We start from the raw sequence: 18175 nt of genomic DNA on the forward strand, positions 1-18175 counted from the left end.
ACCGCGTGCCGCAAGCGTTCGCGGCAATCTCGACGCGCTGTCCCGACGATGCCGAGTATAGGCATAAGCGAAAGCAAATGGAATGGATTTTCCATTTTTCTTTGACATGAAATTTTCATTGCAACTCTCGAAAAGTTGGCCTAATCTTGGTCCTGAGCGATGACGCAACGGCGAGCCGGCATCACCTCGCAAAGCGCCAGACGCTCCCCTCAAAAACGAACAGACCGAGAAAGGTGGAGACAATGAGACTTTGCAAGGGCAAGGCTTCGTTCAAGGTTCTGGCAGCCGCCATTACGCTGGCGGCGGGCATCGGCGCGATGACGGCGCCGGCGGCACAGGCGGCCGACGCTCACTTCGTGCTGATCAGCCACGCGCCGGATTCCGATTCGTGGTGGAACACGATCAAGAATGCGATCAAGCAGGCCGACGAGGATTTCAACGTCGAAACCGACTACCGCAATCCGCCCAACGGCGACATCGCCGACATGTCGCGTCTGATCGAGCAATCGGCGGCGCGCAACTATGACGGCGTGATCGTCACCATCGCCGACTTCGACGTGCTGAAGAGCTCGATCGGCAAGGTCACGGCGAAGAAGATTCCGCTCGTCACGATCAACTCCGGCACGGAAGAGCAAAGCGAGAAGCTCGGCGCGATCATGCACATCGGGCAGCCCGAATACGTGGCGGGCAAGGCGGCGGGCGAAAAGGCGAAGGCAGCGGGCGTGAAGTCGTTCCTGTGCGTGAACCACTTCGCGACCAACGCCGTTTCGTTCGAGCGTTGCCGTGGCTTCGCCGATGCGCTCGGCGTGAACTACAAGAGCTCGACGATCGATTCCGGCCAGGACCCGACCGAAATCCAGTCGAAGGTGAGCGCGTATCTGCGCAACCATCCGAACACGGGCGCAATCCTGACGCTCGGCCCGACGCCTGCGTCGGCGTCGCTGAAGGCCGTGCAGCAGATGGGCCTCGCGGGCAAGATCTACTTCTGCACGTTCGACTTCTCGGATGACATCGCGAAGGGCATCCAGAACGGCACGATTGCGTTTGCGATCGACCAGCAACCGTATCTGCAGGGTTATATCCCCGTCGCCGTGCTCGCGATCGTGAAGAAGGAGCACACGACCGACCCGGCGAAGATCAAGCAGATTCTGGAGGCCAATCCGAAGTTCAAGGCGCGCATGCAAACGTACGGCCTCGAGCCGTCGTATGGGCCGAAGAACATTCGCTCCGGTCCGGGTTTCATCACGAAGGCGAATATCGACACGGTCGTCAAGTACGCGGGCCAGTACCGCTAAGCGACTGACCTTTTATCTGGTCATACGCGGTACCGGGCGCGCCAGCCAATGCGCGACCCCGGCGGCCTCTTGCACTTTCGCAATTTCGCGCTTCGCATTTCGCGTGCGATTTGCAGCCGCCATCGTCGGGCGCCCCGGCCGCGAGATTGACCGGCCTTCTGCGCACTCTCGCCACTCTCACGAGTGAACCGCGCAGCGAGGCCGGGCATCAGCAACTATTCTGCATGTGACGGGAGCAGGCGCTCGCGCACCCACTCCCGTCGACCGCAATTGCTTGCATGGCCCCGAGAAAGGCGCTGACGCGCCGACTCGGGTCCACAAAGGAGACATCATGGGCGTAGCCGGCAAACACTTTCCTTCGCATCGTCACGACGCGGCGGGCAACGACGCGCAATCGTCGCAGTCGGTCCCGGCACCGGCAGGGGACGAGCGAATCAGAAAGGAATCGTTCTTCGGACATCTGCTGAACCGGCCGGAATTCGCCGCGATTTCCGGCACCGTGCTCGTGTTCCTCGTGTTCGCGATCGGCGCGAGCGGCTCGGGGATGTTCAACCTCGATGGCGTGATGAACTGGTCGCAGGTGTCCGCGTATCTGGGCATTCTCGCTGTCGGCGCCTGTCTGCTGATGATCGCGGGCGAGTTCGATCTGTCCATCGGTTCGATGATCGGTTTTGCCGGCATGATGGTCGCGATACCCGCCGTCTATTTTCACTGGCCGATCTGGGCCTCGATTATCTTCGCGTTCGCCGGATCGATGGCGCTCGGTGCGTTGAACGGCTACCTCGTGATGCGCACGCGTCTGCCGTCGTTCATCGTGACGCTCGCGTTCCTGTTCATTCTGCGCGGCCTCACGCTCGCGCTGTCGATCATGGTCGCGGACCGCACGATCATCTCGGGCGTCGGCGATCTCGCGCAGGCCGACCCTGTGACGAACTTCCTGTTCCATGGCGTCGCGCTGCATGGCCTCTTCACGAACCTCGCGCACATGGGCATCGGCTCGCTGCTCGACAACGGCCAGCCGCTCGTGCCCGGCATTCCGAAAGTGCTGCTGTGGTGGTTCGCGCTCGCGGCCATCTGCGCATTCGTGCTCGCGAAGACGCGCTACGGCAACTGGATGCTCGCGGTCGGCGGCGATGCGAACGCCGCGAAGAACGTCGGTGTCCCCGTGCGCCGCGTGAAGATTTCGCTCTTCGTGCTGACGGCCTTCTGCTCGTGTCTTTTCGCCGTGCTGCAAGTGTGCGACATCGGCTCGGCCGCCGCCGACCGTGGTCTGCAAAAGGAATTCGAAGCGATCATCGCCGCAGTGATCGGCGGCACGCTGCTGACGGGCGGTTATGGCTCGGTGGTGGGCGCCTGCTTCGGCGCGCTGATCTTTGGCGTCGTGCAGATCGGCATTACCTATACCAATGTCAGTTCCGACTGGTTCCGCGTGTTCCTCGGCGTGATGCTGCTGATCGCGGTGCTGTTCAACCACTATGTGCGCCGCCGCGTATCTCAATCGTGACCCGGCCGTGACCTTGCAACCCTGACTCTGCAATCGTAACCACGCCATCGCACCAGACACGAGGAAACGGCCATGTCCGACACTCTCAAGCAAGACGACATCATTCTCTCGCTCGAAAACGTCAGCAAGTATTTCGGCAAGGTGATCGCGCTCTCGGGCGTCACGCTACGGTTGAAGCGCGGCGAAGTGCACTGCCTGCTCGGCGACAACGGCGCGGGCAAGTCGACGCTCATCAAGACGCTCGCGGGCGTGCACCAGCCCTCTTCCGGCGACTACCTGGTGGACGGCAAGAAGGTCGTGTTCGAATCGCCGAGCGACGCGCTCGACCTCGGCATCGCGACCGTGTATCAGGATCTCGCGCTCGTGCCGTTGCTCTCGGTCGCGCGCAACTTCTTCATGGGACGCGAGCCGCAGAAGAAGCTCTTCGGCCTCGTCAACGTGATGGACCTCGACACGAGCGCGCGCATCGCACGCGACAAGCTCGCAGAAATGGGCATCATGGTGCGCGATCCGCATCAGCCGATCGGCACGATGTCGGGCGGCGAGCGGCAATGTCTCGCGATTGCGCGCGCGATTCACTTCGGCGCGCGCGTGCTGATTCTCGACGAACCGACTGCGGCGCTCGGCGTGAAGCAGAGCTTCAACGTGCTGAAGCTGATCCACAAGGCGCGCGCGAAAGGCATCTCCGTGATCTTCATTACGCACAACGTGCACCACGCGTATCCGATCGGCGATTCGTTCACGCTGCTCAATCGCGGCAAGTCGATGGGCACCTTCACGAAGGAAACCATCACGAAGGACGAAGTGCTCGACATGATGGCGGGCGGCGCCGAAATGCAGAAGATGATCAGCGAACTGGAAGGCGCAACGATCTGATTCACGCGGCTTGCCGCTGCATCCCTACGCCCTTCTCGCTGCGCGCACCACACTCAGGACATACCTATGGCTCTCACCGGCACACCCAACGCTAACAGCACGAGCCGCTTCGCGGCGGGCCGCAGCCGCGACATCGTCTGCCTCGGCCGGCTCGCCGTCGATCTGTACGCGCAACAGGTCGGCGCGCGGCTCGAAGACGTCGCGAGCTTCGCGAAATATCTGGGCGGCTCGTCGGCGAACATCGCGTTCGGCTGCGCGCGGCTCGGCCTCAACGCATCGATGCTCGCGCGCGTCGGCAACGACCACATGGGCCGCTTTCTCACCGAAACACTCACGAAGGAAGGCTGCGACGTCAGCCACGTGCGCGTCGATCACGAGCGGCTCACCGCGCTCGTGCTGCTCGGCCTGAAAGACCGCGACACGTTTCCGCTGATCTTCTATCGCGAGAACTGCGCGGACATGGCCGTCGACGAAGCCGATTTCGACGAGACGTACATCGCATCGTCGAAAGCGCTGCTCATTACGGGCACGCACTTCTCGACGGAACAGGTGAACCGCACGAGCCGCCGCGCGCTGGAGTACGCGCGCCGCAACGACGTGCGCACCGTGCTCGACATCGACTACCGGCCTGTGCTGTGGGGCCTGACGGGCAAGGCCGACGGCGAGACACGCTTCATCGCGAACGACAGCGTGAGCGCGCACATTCAAGGCATCCTGCCCCTCTTCGATCTCGTGATCGGCACGGAAGAAGAGTTTCGCATCGCGGGCGGCAAGGACTCGCTGATCGAATCGCTCGCGCAGGTGCGCAACGTGACGCCCGCGACGCTCGTCGTGAAGCGCGGGCCGCTCGGCTGCCAGATCATCGACGGCGACGTGCCCGCTTCGATCGACGATGCACCGATTCACGGCGGCGTCGAAGTCGACGTGCTGAACGTGCTCGGCGCGGGCGATGCGTTCGCGTCGGGCTTCCTGTCGGGCTGGCTGCGCGACGAGCCGCTCGAAGCGTGCGCGCGCGCCGCGAATGCGAGCGGCGCGCTCGTCGTGTCGCGTCACGGCTGTGCGCCCGCGATGCCGACGCCCGCCGAACTCGACTACTTCTTGCGCGAAGCGAAAGCGAACCCCGCACGGATGCGCCGCCCCGATCGCGACGCAACGCTCGCGCGTCTGCATCGCGTGACGCCCGCGCGCAAGGCCTGGGATGAAGTGCTCGGCTTCGCGTTCGATCATCGCAACCAGTTCTTCGAACTCGCGCAGCAAACAGGCGCGGACACCGCGCGCATTTCGAAGCTGAAGAGCCTGTTCGTCGAGGCCGTCAAGCAGACGGAAGAAGCGCTCGGCTTGCAGGGTCGCATCGGCGTGCTGATCGATGATCGCTACGGCCAGGATGCACTGAACGAAGCGACGGGACGCGGCTGGTGGATCGGCCGCCCTGTCGAGCTGCCGGGCTCGGTGCCGCTCGTGTTCGATCATGGGCGCTCCGTCGGCACGACGCTCACCAACTGGCCGCGCGAGCACGTGGTGAAGTGCCTCGTTCAATTCCATCCCGACGAGCCGATCGAACAGCGCATCGAACAGGAAGCGCAACTGCGTTCGCTCTATGACGCCGTGCAGGAATCCGGCCACGACCTACTGCTCGAAGTGATTCCGCCGAAGCATCTGCCCGTCGGACCGGACATCGTGTTTCGCGCGTTGAAGCGCCTCTACAACATCGGCATCTATCCAGAGTGGTGGAAGCTCGAACCGATGGAAGCATCGCAGTGGCAAGCCGTCGATGCCCTCATCCACGAGCGCGATCCGTACTGCCGCGGCGTCGTGCTGCTCGGCCTGTCGGCGCCTGTCGAGCAGATGATCGAAGGCTTTCGCTCGGCTGCACAATCGACGACGTGCAAAGGCTTCACGGTCGGCCGCACGATCTTCCACGAGCCGAGCCAGGCGTGGCTCGCAGGCGGGATCGGCGACGACGAAGTGATCGCGCGCGTGCGCCGCACGTTCGAAACGCTGATCCAGTCGTGGCGCGACTCGCGTGCAACGGCTGGCGCGGGCGGCACGTCGAATGCGGCATCGCCGCGTAACGTTCATCAGGAGCAGGTGGCATGAATCAGCGCGTGTTGCATCACGATGTGGCGGCCTCGTCCGACGCGGCCGCGCAAGTGTCGGCGGATGGCACGATTCGTCTGACGGCAGCGCAGGCCGTCGTGCGCTATCTCGCTGCGCAACTCGTCGAGACGGAAGACGGCGAGAGTACCGAGCCGCTCTTCGGCGGCGTGTTCGCGATCTTCGGGCACGGAAACGTCGCGGGCCTCGGCGAAGCGCTCTATCAGCATCGTCACGAACTGCCGACGTATCGCGCGCACAACGAGCAGGCGATGGCGCACAGCGCGATTGCGTTTGCGAAGGCGCATTTCCGCCGACGGATGATGGCCGTCACGACGTCGATCGGTCCGGGCGCGACGAACCTCGTCACGGCGGCCGCGCTCGCGCATGTGAACCGCTTGCCCGTGCTGCTGCTGCCCGGCGACATCTTCGTGTCGCGCGCGCCCGACCCGGTCTTGCAGCAGGTCGAAGACTTCCACGACGGCGGCATCTCGGCCAACGATGCGTTCAAGCCCGTGTCGCGCTACTTCGATCGCATCGTGCATCCGGCGCAACTGATCAACGCGTTGCCGCGCGCGATTCGCGTGCTGACGGATGCCGCACTGTGCGGTCCCGTGACGCTCGCGATGCCGCAAGACGTGCAGGCAACCGCCTACGACTACCCCGCCGTATTTTTCGAACCGCGCGTCGTCAAGTTGCATGCGCCCTCGCCCGTCGCGAGTGAAATCGACGATGCGCTGCTGGTGCTACGCAACGCGAAGCGTCCGATGATCGTCGCGGGCGGCGGCGTACTGTACGGCCGCGCAACGGAGGCATTGCGCGCGTTTGCGAACAAGCACGGCATTCCCGTCGCCGAGACGCAGGCGGGCAAGAGCGCGCTCGCCTGGGACGATCCGCTCAATCTCGGCGCGCTCGGCGTGACGGGTTCGCCGGGCGCGAACGAGCTTGCGCACGAAGCCGATTGCGTGCTCGCCATCGGCACGCGCTTGCAGGACTTCACGACGGGCTCGAACACGCTCTTCACGCAGGCGCAGGTGATCGGCATCAACGCAAACGCGTTCGATGGCCTCAAGCATCGCGGCTGCATCGTGCAAGCCGATGCGCGCCTCGCGCTCGAAGCGCTCACGTCGCAACTCGAAGGCTGGCAAGCGGATGCATCGTGGACCGCGCGCGCCCAGCAGCGCGCGAACGAATGGCGAGACATCGTGCACAAGCTCACGCACACGCCGCAACGCGTGGAGAATCCAGGCGTGCTTCCCTACGATGCCGACGTGATCGGCGCCGTCCAGCGTTCGAGCGCGCGCTCGACGACGGACGACATCGTCGTCTGCGCGGCGGGCACGCTGCCCGCCGAGTTGCACAAGCTGTGGCGCGCGGGCCGGCCGGGCGCGTATCACGTCGAGTATGGCTACTCGTGCATGGGCTATGAGATCGCAGGCGGTCTCGGCGCGAAGCTCGCGCGGCCCGAGCGCGAAGTGATCGTGATGGTCGGCGACGGCAGCTATCTGATGATGAACAGCGAGATCGCGACCTCGGTGATGCTCGGCGCGAAGCTGATCGTCGTCGTGCTCGACAATCGCGGCTATGGCTGCATCAACCGGCTGCAACAGGCGTGTGGCGGCGCGCCGTTCAACAACATGTTCGACGACTGCGTGCAAGGCGCGCCCGGTGCGCCAAACATCGATTTCGCCGCGCATGCGCGCGCGATGGGCGCGCAGGCTGAGCATGTCGCCAACGTGCAGGAACTCGAGGCCGCGATGCAGCGCGCGCGGGCCGCGGACCGCACCTACCTGATCTGTATCGATACCGACGCCGCGCGCACCACCGACGAAGGCGGCTGGTGGTGGGAAGTCGCCGTGCCGGAAGTGTCGCCGCGTGAAGGCGTGCGCGACGCGCGCGCCGACTACGAGGCGCACATGAACGCACGCGGCCGGGACAACCAGTGAGGAAGCGCACATGAGCCAGTTCGAAGTACGCATCGGCATCAATCCGCTGTCGTGGATGAACGACGATCTGCCGTCGCTCGGCGGCGAGACGCCGCTCGAAGTCGCGCTCACCGAAGGACGCGAAATCGGCTATCAGGGGTTCGAGCTCGGCAACAAGTTTCCGCGCGAACCCGAGGCACTGAAGGCGCTGTTCAAGCAGTACGATCTCTCGCTCGTCTCCGGCTGGTATTCGGGGCGGCTCGCGGATTTCAGCCGCAGCATCGAAGACGAATGCAAGGCCGTCGATTCGCATCTGGAACTGCTGTCGAAAAACGGCGCGACCGTGATGGTCTACGGTGAAGTGCACAACACGATTCAGGGCTCGCCCGTGCCGCTCTATCAGCGTCCGCGTTTCTTCACGGACGAGCAATGGAACACGTATGCGAAGCGGCTCGACGAATTCGCGCGCTATACGTTGAGCAAGGGCGTGCGCGTCGCGTATCACCATCACATGGGCGCGTATGTCGAAACGCCTGCCGACGTCGACCGCCTGATGGCGCTGACGAGCAATGATGTTGGCCTGCTGTTCGACGCGGGGCACATTACGTTCGCGGGCGGCGATGCGCTGACGGTGCTGAACAAACATATCGGCCGCGTTTGTCACGTGCATTGCAAGGACGTGCGCCCGGCCGTGATGAAGCTCGCGCGCAACCGCAACTGGAGCTTTCTCGATGCCGTGATCGCGGGTGCGTTCACGGTGCCGGGCGATGGCGCCGTCGATTTCGCCGCGATCATCGATACGCTCAAGCGGCACGGCTATCGCGGCTGGCTCGTCGTCGAAGCGGAGCAGGACCCGACAGTCGCGCCGTCGTATGCTTATGCGCAGAAGGGGTATCGCACGCTGCGCACGCTCGTCGATGCGCCCCTCGATGTCGCACAGGAGGCAGCATGAGTTTGCTCGTGAAAGCACAGCGCGAAGGTCAGACGATCGCGCGCGTCACGCCCGATACGGCGGGCTGGAAGTACGTCGGCTTCGCCGCGTACCGGATGGAGCCGAACGAAGTCGTGCACGTGCTCGAAGCGTCGCGCGAAGTGTGCATCGTCGTGATGGCGGGTGCCGTCGATGTCGAATCGGATGCACAAATATGGACGGGGCTCGGCTCGCGCGACAGCGTGTTCGAAGACAGTGCGCCCGTCGCCGTCTATCTGCCGCCCAACACGCGTGCAACGATCCGCGCGAACAGGTATGCCGAAGTGGGCGTCGCCAGCGCGCCGGCGAAGGGCGACTACGCTGCGCGTCTGATCGAGCCTTCGCAGATGAAGCGTTCGGTGCGCGGCAAGGGCGCGAATACGCGCTACGTGTGCGACATTCTTCCGCAAACGGAGCTTGCGGAGTCGCTGCTCGTCGTCGAAGTGCGCACACCGGGCGGCCACTCGTCGAGCTATCCGCCGCACAAGCACGACACCGACAACATCCCGACGGAAAGCTCGCTCGAAGAGACGTACTATCACCGGCTCAATCCGCCGCAAGGATTTGCGTTTCAGCGTGTCTATACGGATGAGCGCGATATCGACGAATCGCTCGCCGTCGAGGATCACGATGTCGTGATGGTGCCGCGTGGCTATCATCCCGTCGTCGTGCCGTATGGATACGACTCGTACTATCTGAACGTGATGGCGGGACCGACGCGTACGTGGCACTTCAAGAACGATCCAAAGCATGAGTGGATCGTGGAGAGGGATAAGGGGTGATGGTTTTGGTCTGCGACGCTGGTTGGTTTTTTTAGCGTGCCTCTGGCATCCGCAATGCGGTGTTTGTCTGCGACGGCTTTTGTTTTGGTCTTTCTGGCTTGCTGCCAGCATCCGCGTTGCGCCTCGCGGCGCGGGTGTTGCCCCTGTGCGGGGCGGCACCTACTTTTCTTTGCCGCCGCAAAGAAAAGTAGGCAAAAGAAAGCGGGCTCACACCGCCAGTGCTTGACGATTACCCACGGGCTCTCAACGTCCCCATACTTCATGCGGCAGTGTGCTGGCTGATGTTCATCGCCAACGTTCAGGCTAAGCGCCTCACCCGCTTCATGCACCTGTGGCACGGCTAAGGGCATCGAACGCTTCAGCGCCGCCTTGCGGTAGTGAATGCAGATTGCTGGGGCGCACAGGACGCCGCCCGCACTCGTAGCCGCATCGCGTAGAAGGTGTCCTGTGCGTCACGATGCGCGCGTATCCATCGTCGATCACGTCTCCTCCTATCGCGGCTCGTTCGGCGATGCGCCTTCGTCTTCGTTTGTCCACGCGCCACCGACACGATTTCTCGAGGACGCTCACCAAACGCGAGCCCGTGATCAACGCAATAGATCGCTCCGTGCAACGTTGCCGCGCAACCCTTTGCGGGCTCGTGATCGTTCGAGTCAAACAGGAAAAAGTATGCGCTTCATCCCACGCCCAGCCATTCGTGCATCACATCGGGACGCTGGCGAAACAGATCGAGCGGACCGTCGAACACGATTTCGCCATGCCCCATCACGGCGACACGGCTCGCAAGCCGGTCGGCGATCACGAGCCGCTGTTCGATCAGCAGCATCGCGACGCCGCGCTCGCGCAACAGCTTCAACGCGGCCGCGAGCTGCTCGACGACCTGGCCCGCGAGCCCTTCCGTCGGCTCGTCGATCACGACGAGATCGGGATCGCCAAGCAATGCGCGCGCAACCGTGAGCATCTGCTGCTCGCCGCCCGACAGTGCGCCCGCCTTCGTGCGCGCGCGTTCGCGCAACGCGGGAAACAGCGCAAAGGCATCGTCGAGCGTGAAGCGTGCCGCGCGCTGCTTGCCGCACGGCTTCAAGCCGAGTTGCAGATTCTCGCGCACGGAAAGCGTCGGAAACACGTCGCGCTGCTCGGGCACGTATCCGATGCCGAGCCGCGCGATTTCGAACGCGCGCCGTCCCGCGAGCGATCGGCCCGCGAACTCGATCGCGCCCCGCGTGCGCACAAAACCCATGATCGCCTTCGCGAGCGTCGAGCGGCCCGAGCCGTTGCGGCCCGCGAGCGCGACGGCCTCGCCCGCTTCGATATGCAGGTTCACGCCGTGCAGCACCTGGCTCGCGCCGTACCACGCGCACAGATCGCGCATCGCAAGCAACGCGGTCATCGCGTGTCTCCTGGCGGCGCGTCGCCAAGGTACGCGGCGCGCACGGCGGGATCGGCGCGGATCGCATCCGGCGTGCCCGTCGCGATCACCTGCCCTTGCACGAGCACGCTGACGCGATCCGCGAGCCCGAACACGACATCCATGTCGTGCTCGACCATCAGCAGCGTGCGGCCCGCCGTCGCCACACGGATCAGCTCGACCGCGCGCGCCGCCTCCGCGCGGTTCATGCCCGCCGTCGGTTCGTCGAGCAGCAACGTGTGCGCGCCGCTCGCGAGCGCGAGACCGAGATCGAGCGCGCGCTGTTCCGCATAGCTCAGCGTGCCCGCGATCACGTCGCGTCGCGCGCCGAGCCCGACAGCATCGAGCACTTCTTCGGCGTGCGCATCGGCGGCGCGCGTGACGGTGAAGCGCTGCCACCAGCGCGCGCGGTCGCGATCCGCGATCTGCGCGGCGCAGCACAGGTTGTCGAACACGCTGAGCTTCGCGAAGAAACTCGTCGTCTGGAAACTGCGCGCGAGACCGCGCCGGCAGATCGCCGCGGGCGCGAGACGCGTGATGTCGGCGCCGTACAGTTCGATGCGCCCCGCACTCGGCCGCTTTGCGCCCGCGATCAGATTGAAGAGCGTCGATTTGCCCGCGCCGTTCGGCCCGATCAGCGCATGACGTTCGTGCGGTTCGATCGACAGATCGACGCCGCGCAAAATGCGTGTCGCGCCGAAACGCTTTTCGATGCCGCGCACCGCGATCGCGGGAATCATGCGCGCACTCCTGCGCGCGCATCGGCAGGGCGCTTTCTTTCGAAGCGCTGGGCGATGTTCATCGCGAGCCAGCCGATCGCAGCGAGACTCAGCACGCCGATTGCCAGCCACGTGAAGCCGATCGTCGAGACGAACGCCGCCTGTTCTTCCGTGCCGAAGCGTCGCGCGTACGTCCATTGCACGCACAGCACGAGCGCGAGCGACCACGCGCATGCGCTCGCCATCCGCAGGACGAGGGGCGGCAGCGACGCGCGCCAGCCGTCGCGTGCGAAACGGGCCGCCTGGCGCTGCAACCATCCCGCGATCCCGTCGGGCGAAGCCATCACGACGACAATGAAGAACAACCCGAGATACAGGAGCCATGCGCGCGTCGCGCTCGCGACGACGACACTGAAAAACGTCAGCACGACAGCACCCGCGACGGGTCCGAAGAACGCGCCGCTGCCTCCGATCACCGTCGCGATCAGCACCGAGCCCGAACGCAACATGCCGACGCTTTCCGTCGATACCAGCTCGACATTGATCAACCCCAACGTGCCCGCGATGCCCGCAAAGAACGACGACCACACGACGACCTCATAACGCACGCGCCTCGGAAAGCAGCCGATGGCCGCCGCGCGCACCGGGTTGTCGCGCACGGCATGCGCGAGCCGCATGAACGGCGTGCGCGACAGCGCGTACATCGCGAGCACGGACAGCGCGCACCATAGCGCAATGAGCGCATACGCTTCACGCGCGGGTCCGAACGTGAAGCCCGGCACGGCGACGCCCGCCGCGCGATCGATCGCGACGCCCGCTTCGCCGCCGAACCAGTCCGGCAAGGTCCACGCGGCGGCCGCGACGAGTTCGCCGATGCCGAGTGTGATCATCGCGAACGTGGTGCCCGCGCGGCGCGTCGCGACGAGTCCGTACAACGCGCCGAACAGCGCGCCGCCGATGCCGCCCAGCAACGGCAGCAACGGCAAGGGCACGCCGATGCGATTGAACAGATGCGCCGCAATCAGCGCGCCGATACCCGCCGATGCCGCATGCCCAAACGACAGCAGCCCCGCGCCGCCGAGCAGCAGGTTGTACGAGAGCGCGAACACGATCATCGACACCGTTTGCGCGAGCCACGCGACGAGCCAGCTCTGCGCCGACACACAAGGCGGCACGACGAGCAGCAACGCGAGCGCGGCCCATGGCGTGATGGCGCGCCAACGCTGCACGCGCTGAGAACGACGCGGCGCATCGTGGACGTTATGCATCGTCTTCGCGCTGTCCGAAGAGCCCTCGCGAACGCACGGCGAGCATCGCGACGAGCAGCAGATACGGCACGAGCGGCGCAAGTTGCGCGACGGTCAGCGCGCTCCATGCGGCGGGCAGCGTGCGGTCGCCGTCGCCCAGAAGACCGGGCAGATCGCCGAGCAGATCGCCAAGCGAGACGTCGCTCGCGACGGCCAGGGTCTGCACGCAGCCGATCACAAGCGACGCGACGAGCGCGCCGCCCAGCGAACCCAGTCCGCCGATCACGACGACGACGAACACAATCGAGCCCACCGATTCCGCCATCGCCGGCTCGAGCACGAAGAGCGGCGCACCGATCACGCCCGCCAGCGCCGCGAGCGCCGTGCCCGCCGCAAACACGCAGGTGAACACGCGCGGCACGTCGTAGCCGAGTGCCTCGACGGCATCGGGATGCGTGAGCGCCGCGCGCACGACGAGCCCCGCCTTCGACACGCGCAGCACCGCATGCAACGCGACAAGCATCGCGACGGCCACGGCCATCATGAACACGCGATAACGCGAGAACGCAATGCCGTACACGTCGAACAAAGGACCTTCGAGCGCCTTGGGCACGACGGTGCTCAACGCCTGCAGGCCCCACACGAGCTTCACGCCTTCGCCGATCAGATATGCCGCGCCGAAGGTCAGCAGCAGTTCCGCGAGATGTCCGTGCGGTCGCACGCGCCGCAGCAGCCAGCGCTCGAGCGCCGCGCCCATCAGCCCGACGGCGAGCGGCGCCACGACGAGCGCCCACCAGAATCCCGCGCGCGCCGCGACGGAAAAGCCGACATACGCGCCCAGCATGTAGAAGCTCGCGTGCGCGAAGTTCAGCACGCCGAGCATGCTGAAGATCAGCGTCAGTCCCGCCGACAGCATGAACAGCAGCAGCCCGTAGCTGACGCCGTTCAGCGCATCGATGACGAGCGACTGCACGCGTCAGTCCGCCTGCGCACTACGTACGACGGGCACGTCGGGCACGAGGGGCACGACGAGCGGTTCGAGCGCGGCGCGCAGCTTGTCGGGCAGCGCAACGGGACGACGCGTCTCGCGATCCACGTAGACGTGCACGAAATGCCCTTGCGCGGCGGGCGCGTCGTCGCCTTCCCTGAAGAGACCCACTTCGTAGCGCACGCTCGATGTGCCGAGGCGCACGACGCGCAGTCCCGCGTCGATGCGGTCCGGAAACACAAGCGGCGCGAAGTAGTTGCACTGCGTCTCGACGACGAGCCCGATCGTCGTGCTGTGCCCGATATCGAGCGCGCCCGCGCGGATCAGATACTCGTTCACGACGGTATCGAAGTAGCTGTAGTAGACGACGTTGTTCACGTGACCGTAGACGTCGTTGTCCATCCAGCGCGTGCCGATGGCGAGAAAATGCGGGTAGGCGGCGCGCGCCGCGGGAGCCGGTTTGTTCATGTCGTGTGCGTCAGGCGTAAAAGTGGCGCGTTCACATCGACTCGGTCAGCATCCGGCGATAGTCGTCGGCCGTCGCTTCGCGCGGGTTCGTCTTGTGGCAATGATCGGCGAGCGCGCCCTTGATCACCTTGTCGAACACGCTTTCGTCGACGCCCATTTGCCTGAGACCCGTCGGCAGGCCGAGGCGCGCCGTCATGTCGTGCAGCGCCTGCGCGAGATCGGCATTGTCCGGCAGGTTCATCACGCGCCGCATCCGGGCATAGCGTCGATTTGCGACGACCGTCTCCGCGCTTTCGTTGAAGCGCAGCACGGCAGGCAGCACAACCGCGTTCAGCGTGCCGTGATGCAGCGACGTGCGCCCGTTCACAGGCACACCGCCAAGCGGATGCGACAGCGAGTGCACGCAGCCCAGTCCCTTCTGGAAAGCCATCGCGCCCTGCATCGACGCGCTCATCATGTGCAGGCGCGCGTCGCGGTTCTGGCCGTCGTGCGTCGCGAGCTCGATGTTCGCCCACGCGCGTTCCAGCCCGTCGAGCGCGATGCCGTCGGCGGGCGGGTTGAACGACGGCGCGAGAAACGTCTCGATGCAATGCGCGATCGCATCCATCCCCGTCGCGGCCGTCAGCGTCGCGGGCAGGCCGAGCGTGAGGCCGGGATCGCAGATGGCCGCCTTCGGCAGCAGATGCCACGAATGAAACCCGAGCTTGCGACCGTCGTTGAGGATCACGATTGCGCCGCGCGCGACTTCGCTGCCCGTGCCCGCCGTAGTCGGCACCGCGATCAGCGGCGCGGCCTTGTCGGTGATCCTGTTGCTGCCGCCTTCGATGGTCGCGTACTCCGTCATCGTGCCCGGATGCGTCGCCATGATCGCGACGCCTTTCGCGAGATCGATCGACGAGCCGCCGCCGACCGCGATCAGTCCGTCGCAACCCTCTTCGCGATAGCGCTGCGCGGCCGCCATCACCATCGCTTCCGTCGGGTTCGAAGGCGTGTCGTCGAAGACGGGCACGTGGGGCAGCTTTAGCGCATCGATCGCCTGCTGCGCGACGCCCGCCGCCATCACGCCCTTGTCCGTCACCACGAGCGGCCGTTTGATGCCCGAGCGCTCGCACTCCGCAGGCAACTGCGCGAGCGCGTCGTAGCCGAGATGAATGTGCGTCAGATAGTAGATGTAGGCCATGTCGGTGTGTCTCCTTTGTTATCGAAGATGAAGCGGCGCTGTGCTCCAGCGAAGCCGCCGCGTGTGACTACGACCAGCGCGGCGACGGGTACCCGCCTGGTGCCGCGATCGCCCGTTCGTCTCGTCTGCCAGGTTCGACTAGCGGTTTCGTCGGACGCGGCGCGTGCTCGGGCGTGGGCTTGCATAGGGCCGGGTTCAGCGCATGCCGCGAACGCCGACGCGTCCGCTCACACTGCACACAGCGCGCGGACATCGGCGGCAAAGCGCTCGACGGTCTCGGGCTGCGTGTCCCACGCGCACATCAGCCTGCAGCCGCCCGCGCCGATGAACTCATAGAACTTCCAGCCGTGCGTGCGCATCGCCTTTGCGACGTGCGGAGGCAGTTGCGCGAACACAGCATTCGATTCCGTCGGGAACATGATGCTCACGCCCGGAATTTCCGCGAGCCGCGACTCCATCAGCTTCGCCATCGCATTCGCATGACGCGCGTTGCGCAGCCAGACGTCGTTGTCCAGCAGGCCGAGCCACGGCGCGGAAATGAAGCGCATCTTCGACGCGAGCTGGCCCGCCTGCTTCAGGCGATACGCGAAATCGTCGGCGAGCGCGCGGTCGAAGAACACGACCGCCTCGCCGACGGGCAAGCCGTTCTTCGTGCCGCCGAAGCACAGCACGTCGACGCCCGCGCGCCACGTGATCTCGGACGGATGCACGTTCAGCGCGGCGACCGCGTTCGCGAAGCGCGCGCCATCCATGTGCACCTTCAGATGACGGCGTTTCGCAATCGCGGCGATCGCGCGGATTTCCTCGACGCTGTAGACGGTGCCCACTTCCGTCGATTGCGTGAGCGTGACGACTTTGGGCTTCGGGTAGTGAATGTCGGCGCGGCGCGTGACGACGGCTTCGATCGCGTCCGGCGTGAGCTTGCCGCCGACGCCCGGCGCCGTCAGCAGCTTCGAGCCGTTCGAGAAGAACTCGGGGCCGCCGCATTCGTCCGTTTCGATGTGCGCGAGTTCGTGGCAGATCACCGAGTGATACGACTGGCACAGCGACGCGAGCGCCAGCGAGTTCGCCGCCGTGCCGTTGAAGACGAAGAACACTTCGCAGTCGGTCTGGAACAGGTTGCGCAGGCGGTCGCAGACCTGCTGCGTCCATGAGTCGTCGCCGTAGGCGGGCTCGTGGCCGCTGTTGTTGGCGGCGATCAGCGCTTCGAGCGCCTCGGGGCAGATGCCGGCGTAGTTGTCCGACGCGAAATGTTGCATGGCAGGCGGCGCGCCCGGCGACAGGCGCGCGGAGATGACGGGAAAGCGGTCATTTTAGTGCGGCGGGTGCTGAATTTGTTTTTGTCGGATGCTGCGTCCGCTTTTCTGTGTGCTTGTTTCGTCCGTTGCCGCTCCCGTCGCGCCCGTTGGCTCAGGCGCGCGGCCGCCGGCGCACGAGTGCGACCACGACGAGGCCCACCGCGCCCGCCAGCAGAGCGCCCGCCGCCAGCAACAACGCGGGCGTGAACGAACCGGTGTGCGAGGCGATCGGCGCGGCGACGAGCGGTCCGGCGATCTGTCCGAGGCCATACGCCGCCGTCGCGTAACCCATCAGGCCCGCCGCATCGTCGCCATGCAAACGGCGTGCTTCGCGCATCGCGAACAATGTAATCGCGGTGAACGGCAAGCCGATCAGCGCGCTGCCGAGCGCGAAACCACCCGCCGTCGGCGACGCGATGCCCGAGACGATGCCGAGCGCCTGCAGCACATAGCAGCCAGCCAAAAGCATGCGGTTGTCCCAGTGCCCGGGAAGTCGCGCGCCCGCGAGCGCGCCGACGACCAGCGCGCCGCCTAACAGCGGCCAGAACAGATCCGGCCACGGCGAGCCTGCCGGTAGCGCCGCGCGGGCGATCACGGGCAGAAACGTCGCCGTGATGATGTAGCCGAAGCCGGGCACGCCATAGAGGACGATCAGCCAGAAAGCGTCGGCGCGATGCAGATGTGCGTGATGCGATTGAGCGCGCGTCCTTTGCGCCGTGTTGCGCGTGTCGCGCGATGCGGCCGTCATGGTCGGCGTCGAAGCGAACGTGCGCCACACGAGCGCCGTCAGCGCGGCCGACACGAGCCCGAAACCGATCCAGCCCGCCGACGCACCGTATCCACCATGCGCACTCGCCGCGCTGACGAGCAGCCCCGTCGCGGCAATGCCGACGCCCGGCCCTGTGTAGATCACGCCGCCCCACTCGTTTGCGCCGAGTTCGGCGAGCCGCCGCAAGCCCCACTGCGACGCGAACACGAAGGTCCACGCGCTGACGGCGCCCGCGACGAAACGCACGGCCGCCCAGATCCAGAACTGGTCCGTGACGCCCATTGCCAGCACCAGCAGCACCGTCAGCGCAAGGCCCGTCTTCACCATGCGCGAGGCATCGACACGCAAGGCCGCACAAGCGATCGCGCCGAGAAAATAGCCCGCGTAGTTCAGCGACGCGAGCCAGCCGCCATGTCTGATATCGAGCGCGCCGCCATGAAGCATCAGCGGCAGGAGCGGCGTGAACGCAAAACGCCCGACCCCGAGCGCGACGGCCAGCGCCGCCATGCAGGCGAGCGCGGCACGGCGGGCGGAGTGCGGCGACGCGTGGGGCTCAAAGGTACGGGTAGCGAATTCGGTCATCGATGACAGCTTGATATTGGTCCGTCGGCCGGATCGGCGGTAGCGTGAACCCGGCTTTTCAATGTGCCAT

General features: G+C 65.5%; 15 protein-coding genes. 7 read left to right on the forward strand and 8 right to left on the reverse strand.

Annotated features, from left to right (window positions below):
• Positions 1 to 242 precede the first annotated feature (242 nt).
• From GCT13_RS08725 to iolB, 7 genes are all read left to right on the forward strand, one after another.
• Entirely contained in the window at positions 243 to 1295 is a 1053-nt protein-coding gene (locus tag GCT13_RS08725; RefSeq protein ID WP_152756985.1) for a sugar ABC transporter substrate-binding protein, read from the forward strand.
• Between the two features lie 331 nt (positions 1296 to 1626).
• Positions 1627 to 2799 carry an ABC transporter permease gene (locus GCT13_RS08730; RefSeq protein ID WP_152756986.1) on the forward strand — a complete coding sequence of 391 codons (1173 nt, stop codon included), beginning with the start codon at positions 1627 to 1629 and terminating at the stop codon, positions 2797 to 2799.
• Between the two features lie 72 nt (positions 2800 to 2871).
• Positions 2872 to 3675, forward strand: coding sequence for an ATP-binding cassette domain-containing protein (locus tag GCT13_RS08735; RefSeq protein WP_152756988.1), 804 nt, complete (start codon positions 2872 to 2874; stop codon positions 3673 to 3675).
• Between the two features lie 66 nt (positions 3676 to 3741).
• Positions 3742 to 5772: a bifunctional 5-dehydro-2-deoxygluconokinase/5-dehydro-2-deoxyphosphogluconate aldolase gene (locus tag GCT13_RS08740; RefSeq protein WP_152756990.1), complete on the forward strand. Its 2031-nt coding sequence runs from the start codon at positions 3742 to 3744 to the stop codon at positions 5770 to 5772.
• A complete protein-coding gene (gene iolD, locus GCT13_RS08745; RefSeq protein ID WP_152756992.1) occupies positions 5769 to 7715 on the forward strand; it encodes a 3D-(3,5/4)-trihydroxycyclohexane-1,2-dione acylhydrolase (decyclizing) in 1947 nt (648 codons plus the stop codon). Before GCT13_RS08740 ends, iolD begins: the two co-directional genes overlap by 4 nt.
• A gap of 10 nt (positions 7716 to 7725) precedes the next feature.
• Positions 7726 to 8646: a myo-inosose-2 dehydratase gene (gene iolE, locus GCT13_RS08750; RefSeq protein WP_152756994.1), complete on the forward strand. Its 921-nt coding sequence runs from the start codon at positions 7726 to 7728 to the stop codon at positions 8644 to 8646.
• On the forward strand, positions 8643 to 9446 hold the full coding sequence (gene iolB / locus GCT13_RS08755) for a 5-deoxy-glucuronate isomerase (protein WP_152756996.1): 804 nt from the start codon (positions 8643 to 8645) through the stop codon (positions 9444 to 9446). Before iolE ends, iolB begins: the two co-directional genes overlap by 4 nt.
• 676 nt (positions 9447 to 10122) lie before the next feature.
• Here the strand turns inward: iolB and GCT13_RS08760 are convergent.
• From GCT13_RS08760 to GCT13_RS08795, 8 genes are all read right to left on the reverse strand, one after another.
• The gene (locus GCT13_RS08760) at positions 10123 to 10836 is read right to left on the reverse strand and encodes an ABC transporter ATP-binding protein (protein WP_152756998.1); all 714 of its coding nucleotides are present in this window, start codon (positions 10834 to 10836) and stop codon (positions 10123 to 10125) included.
• Positions 10833 to 11594 carry an ABC transporter ATP-binding protein gene (locus GCT13_RS08765; protein WP_152757000.1) on the reverse strand — a complete coding sequence of 254 codons (762 nt, stop codon included), beginning with the start codon at positions 11592 to 11594 and terminating at the stop codon, positions 10833 to 10835. The genes GCT13_RS08760 and GCT13_RS08765 overlap by 4 nt, the downstream gene beginning before the upstream one ends.
• The gene (locus tag GCT13_RS08770; protein WP_152757002.1) at positions 11591 to 12841 is read right to left on the reverse strand and encodes a branched-chain amino acid ABC transporter permease; all 1251 of its coding nucleotides are present in this window, start codon (positions 12839 to 12841) and stop codon (positions 11591 to 11593) included. Before GCT13_RS08770 ends, GCT13_RS08765 begins: the two co-directional genes overlap by 4 nt.
• Positions 12834 to 13793: a branched-chain amino acid ABC transporter permease gene (locus GCT13_RS08775; RefSeq protein WP_321574258.1), complete on the reverse strand. Its 960-nt coding sequence runs from the start codon at positions 13791 to 13793 to the stop codon at positions 12834 to 12836. The genes GCT13_RS08770 and GCT13_RS08775 overlap by 8 nt, the downstream gene beginning before the upstream one ends.
• A gap of 3 nt (positions 13794 to 13796) precedes the next feature.
• Complete coding sequence (locus tag GCT13_RS08780) at positions 13797 to 14276, reverse strand: acyl-CoA thioesterase (RefSeq protein WP_152757004.1); 480 nt, start codon at positions 14274 to 14276, stop codon at positions 13797 to 13799.
• A gap of 31 nt (positions 14277 to 14307) precedes the next feature.
• Positions 14308 to 15456: an iron-containing alcohol dehydrogenase gene (locus GCT13_RS08785; RefSeq protein WP_152757006.1), complete on the reverse strand. Its 1149-nt coding sequence runs from the start codon at positions 15454 to 15456 to the stop codon at positions 14308 to 14310.
• 227 nt (positions 15457 to 15683) lie between these two features.
• Positions 15684 to 16715, reverse strand: coding sequence for a threonine aldolase family protein (locus GCT13_RS08790; RefSeq protein WP_152757008.1), 1032 nt, complete (start codon positions 16713 to 16715; stop codon positions 15684 to 15686).
• Between the two features lie 151 nt (positions 16716 to 16866).
• Complete coding sequence (locus GCT13_RS08795; protein ID WP_152757010.1) at positions 16867 to 18105, reverse strand: YbfB/YjiJ family MFS transporter; 1239 nt, start codon at positions 18103 to 18105, stop codon at positions 16867 to 16869.
• Positions 18106 to 18175 lie beyond the last annotated feature (70 nt).

Source organism: Paraburkholderia franconis, assembly GCF_009362735.1.
GTDB classification, from domain to species: Bacteria; Pseudomonadota; Gammaproteobacteria; order Burkholderiales; family Burkholderiaceae; genus Paraburkholderia; species Paraburkholderia franconis.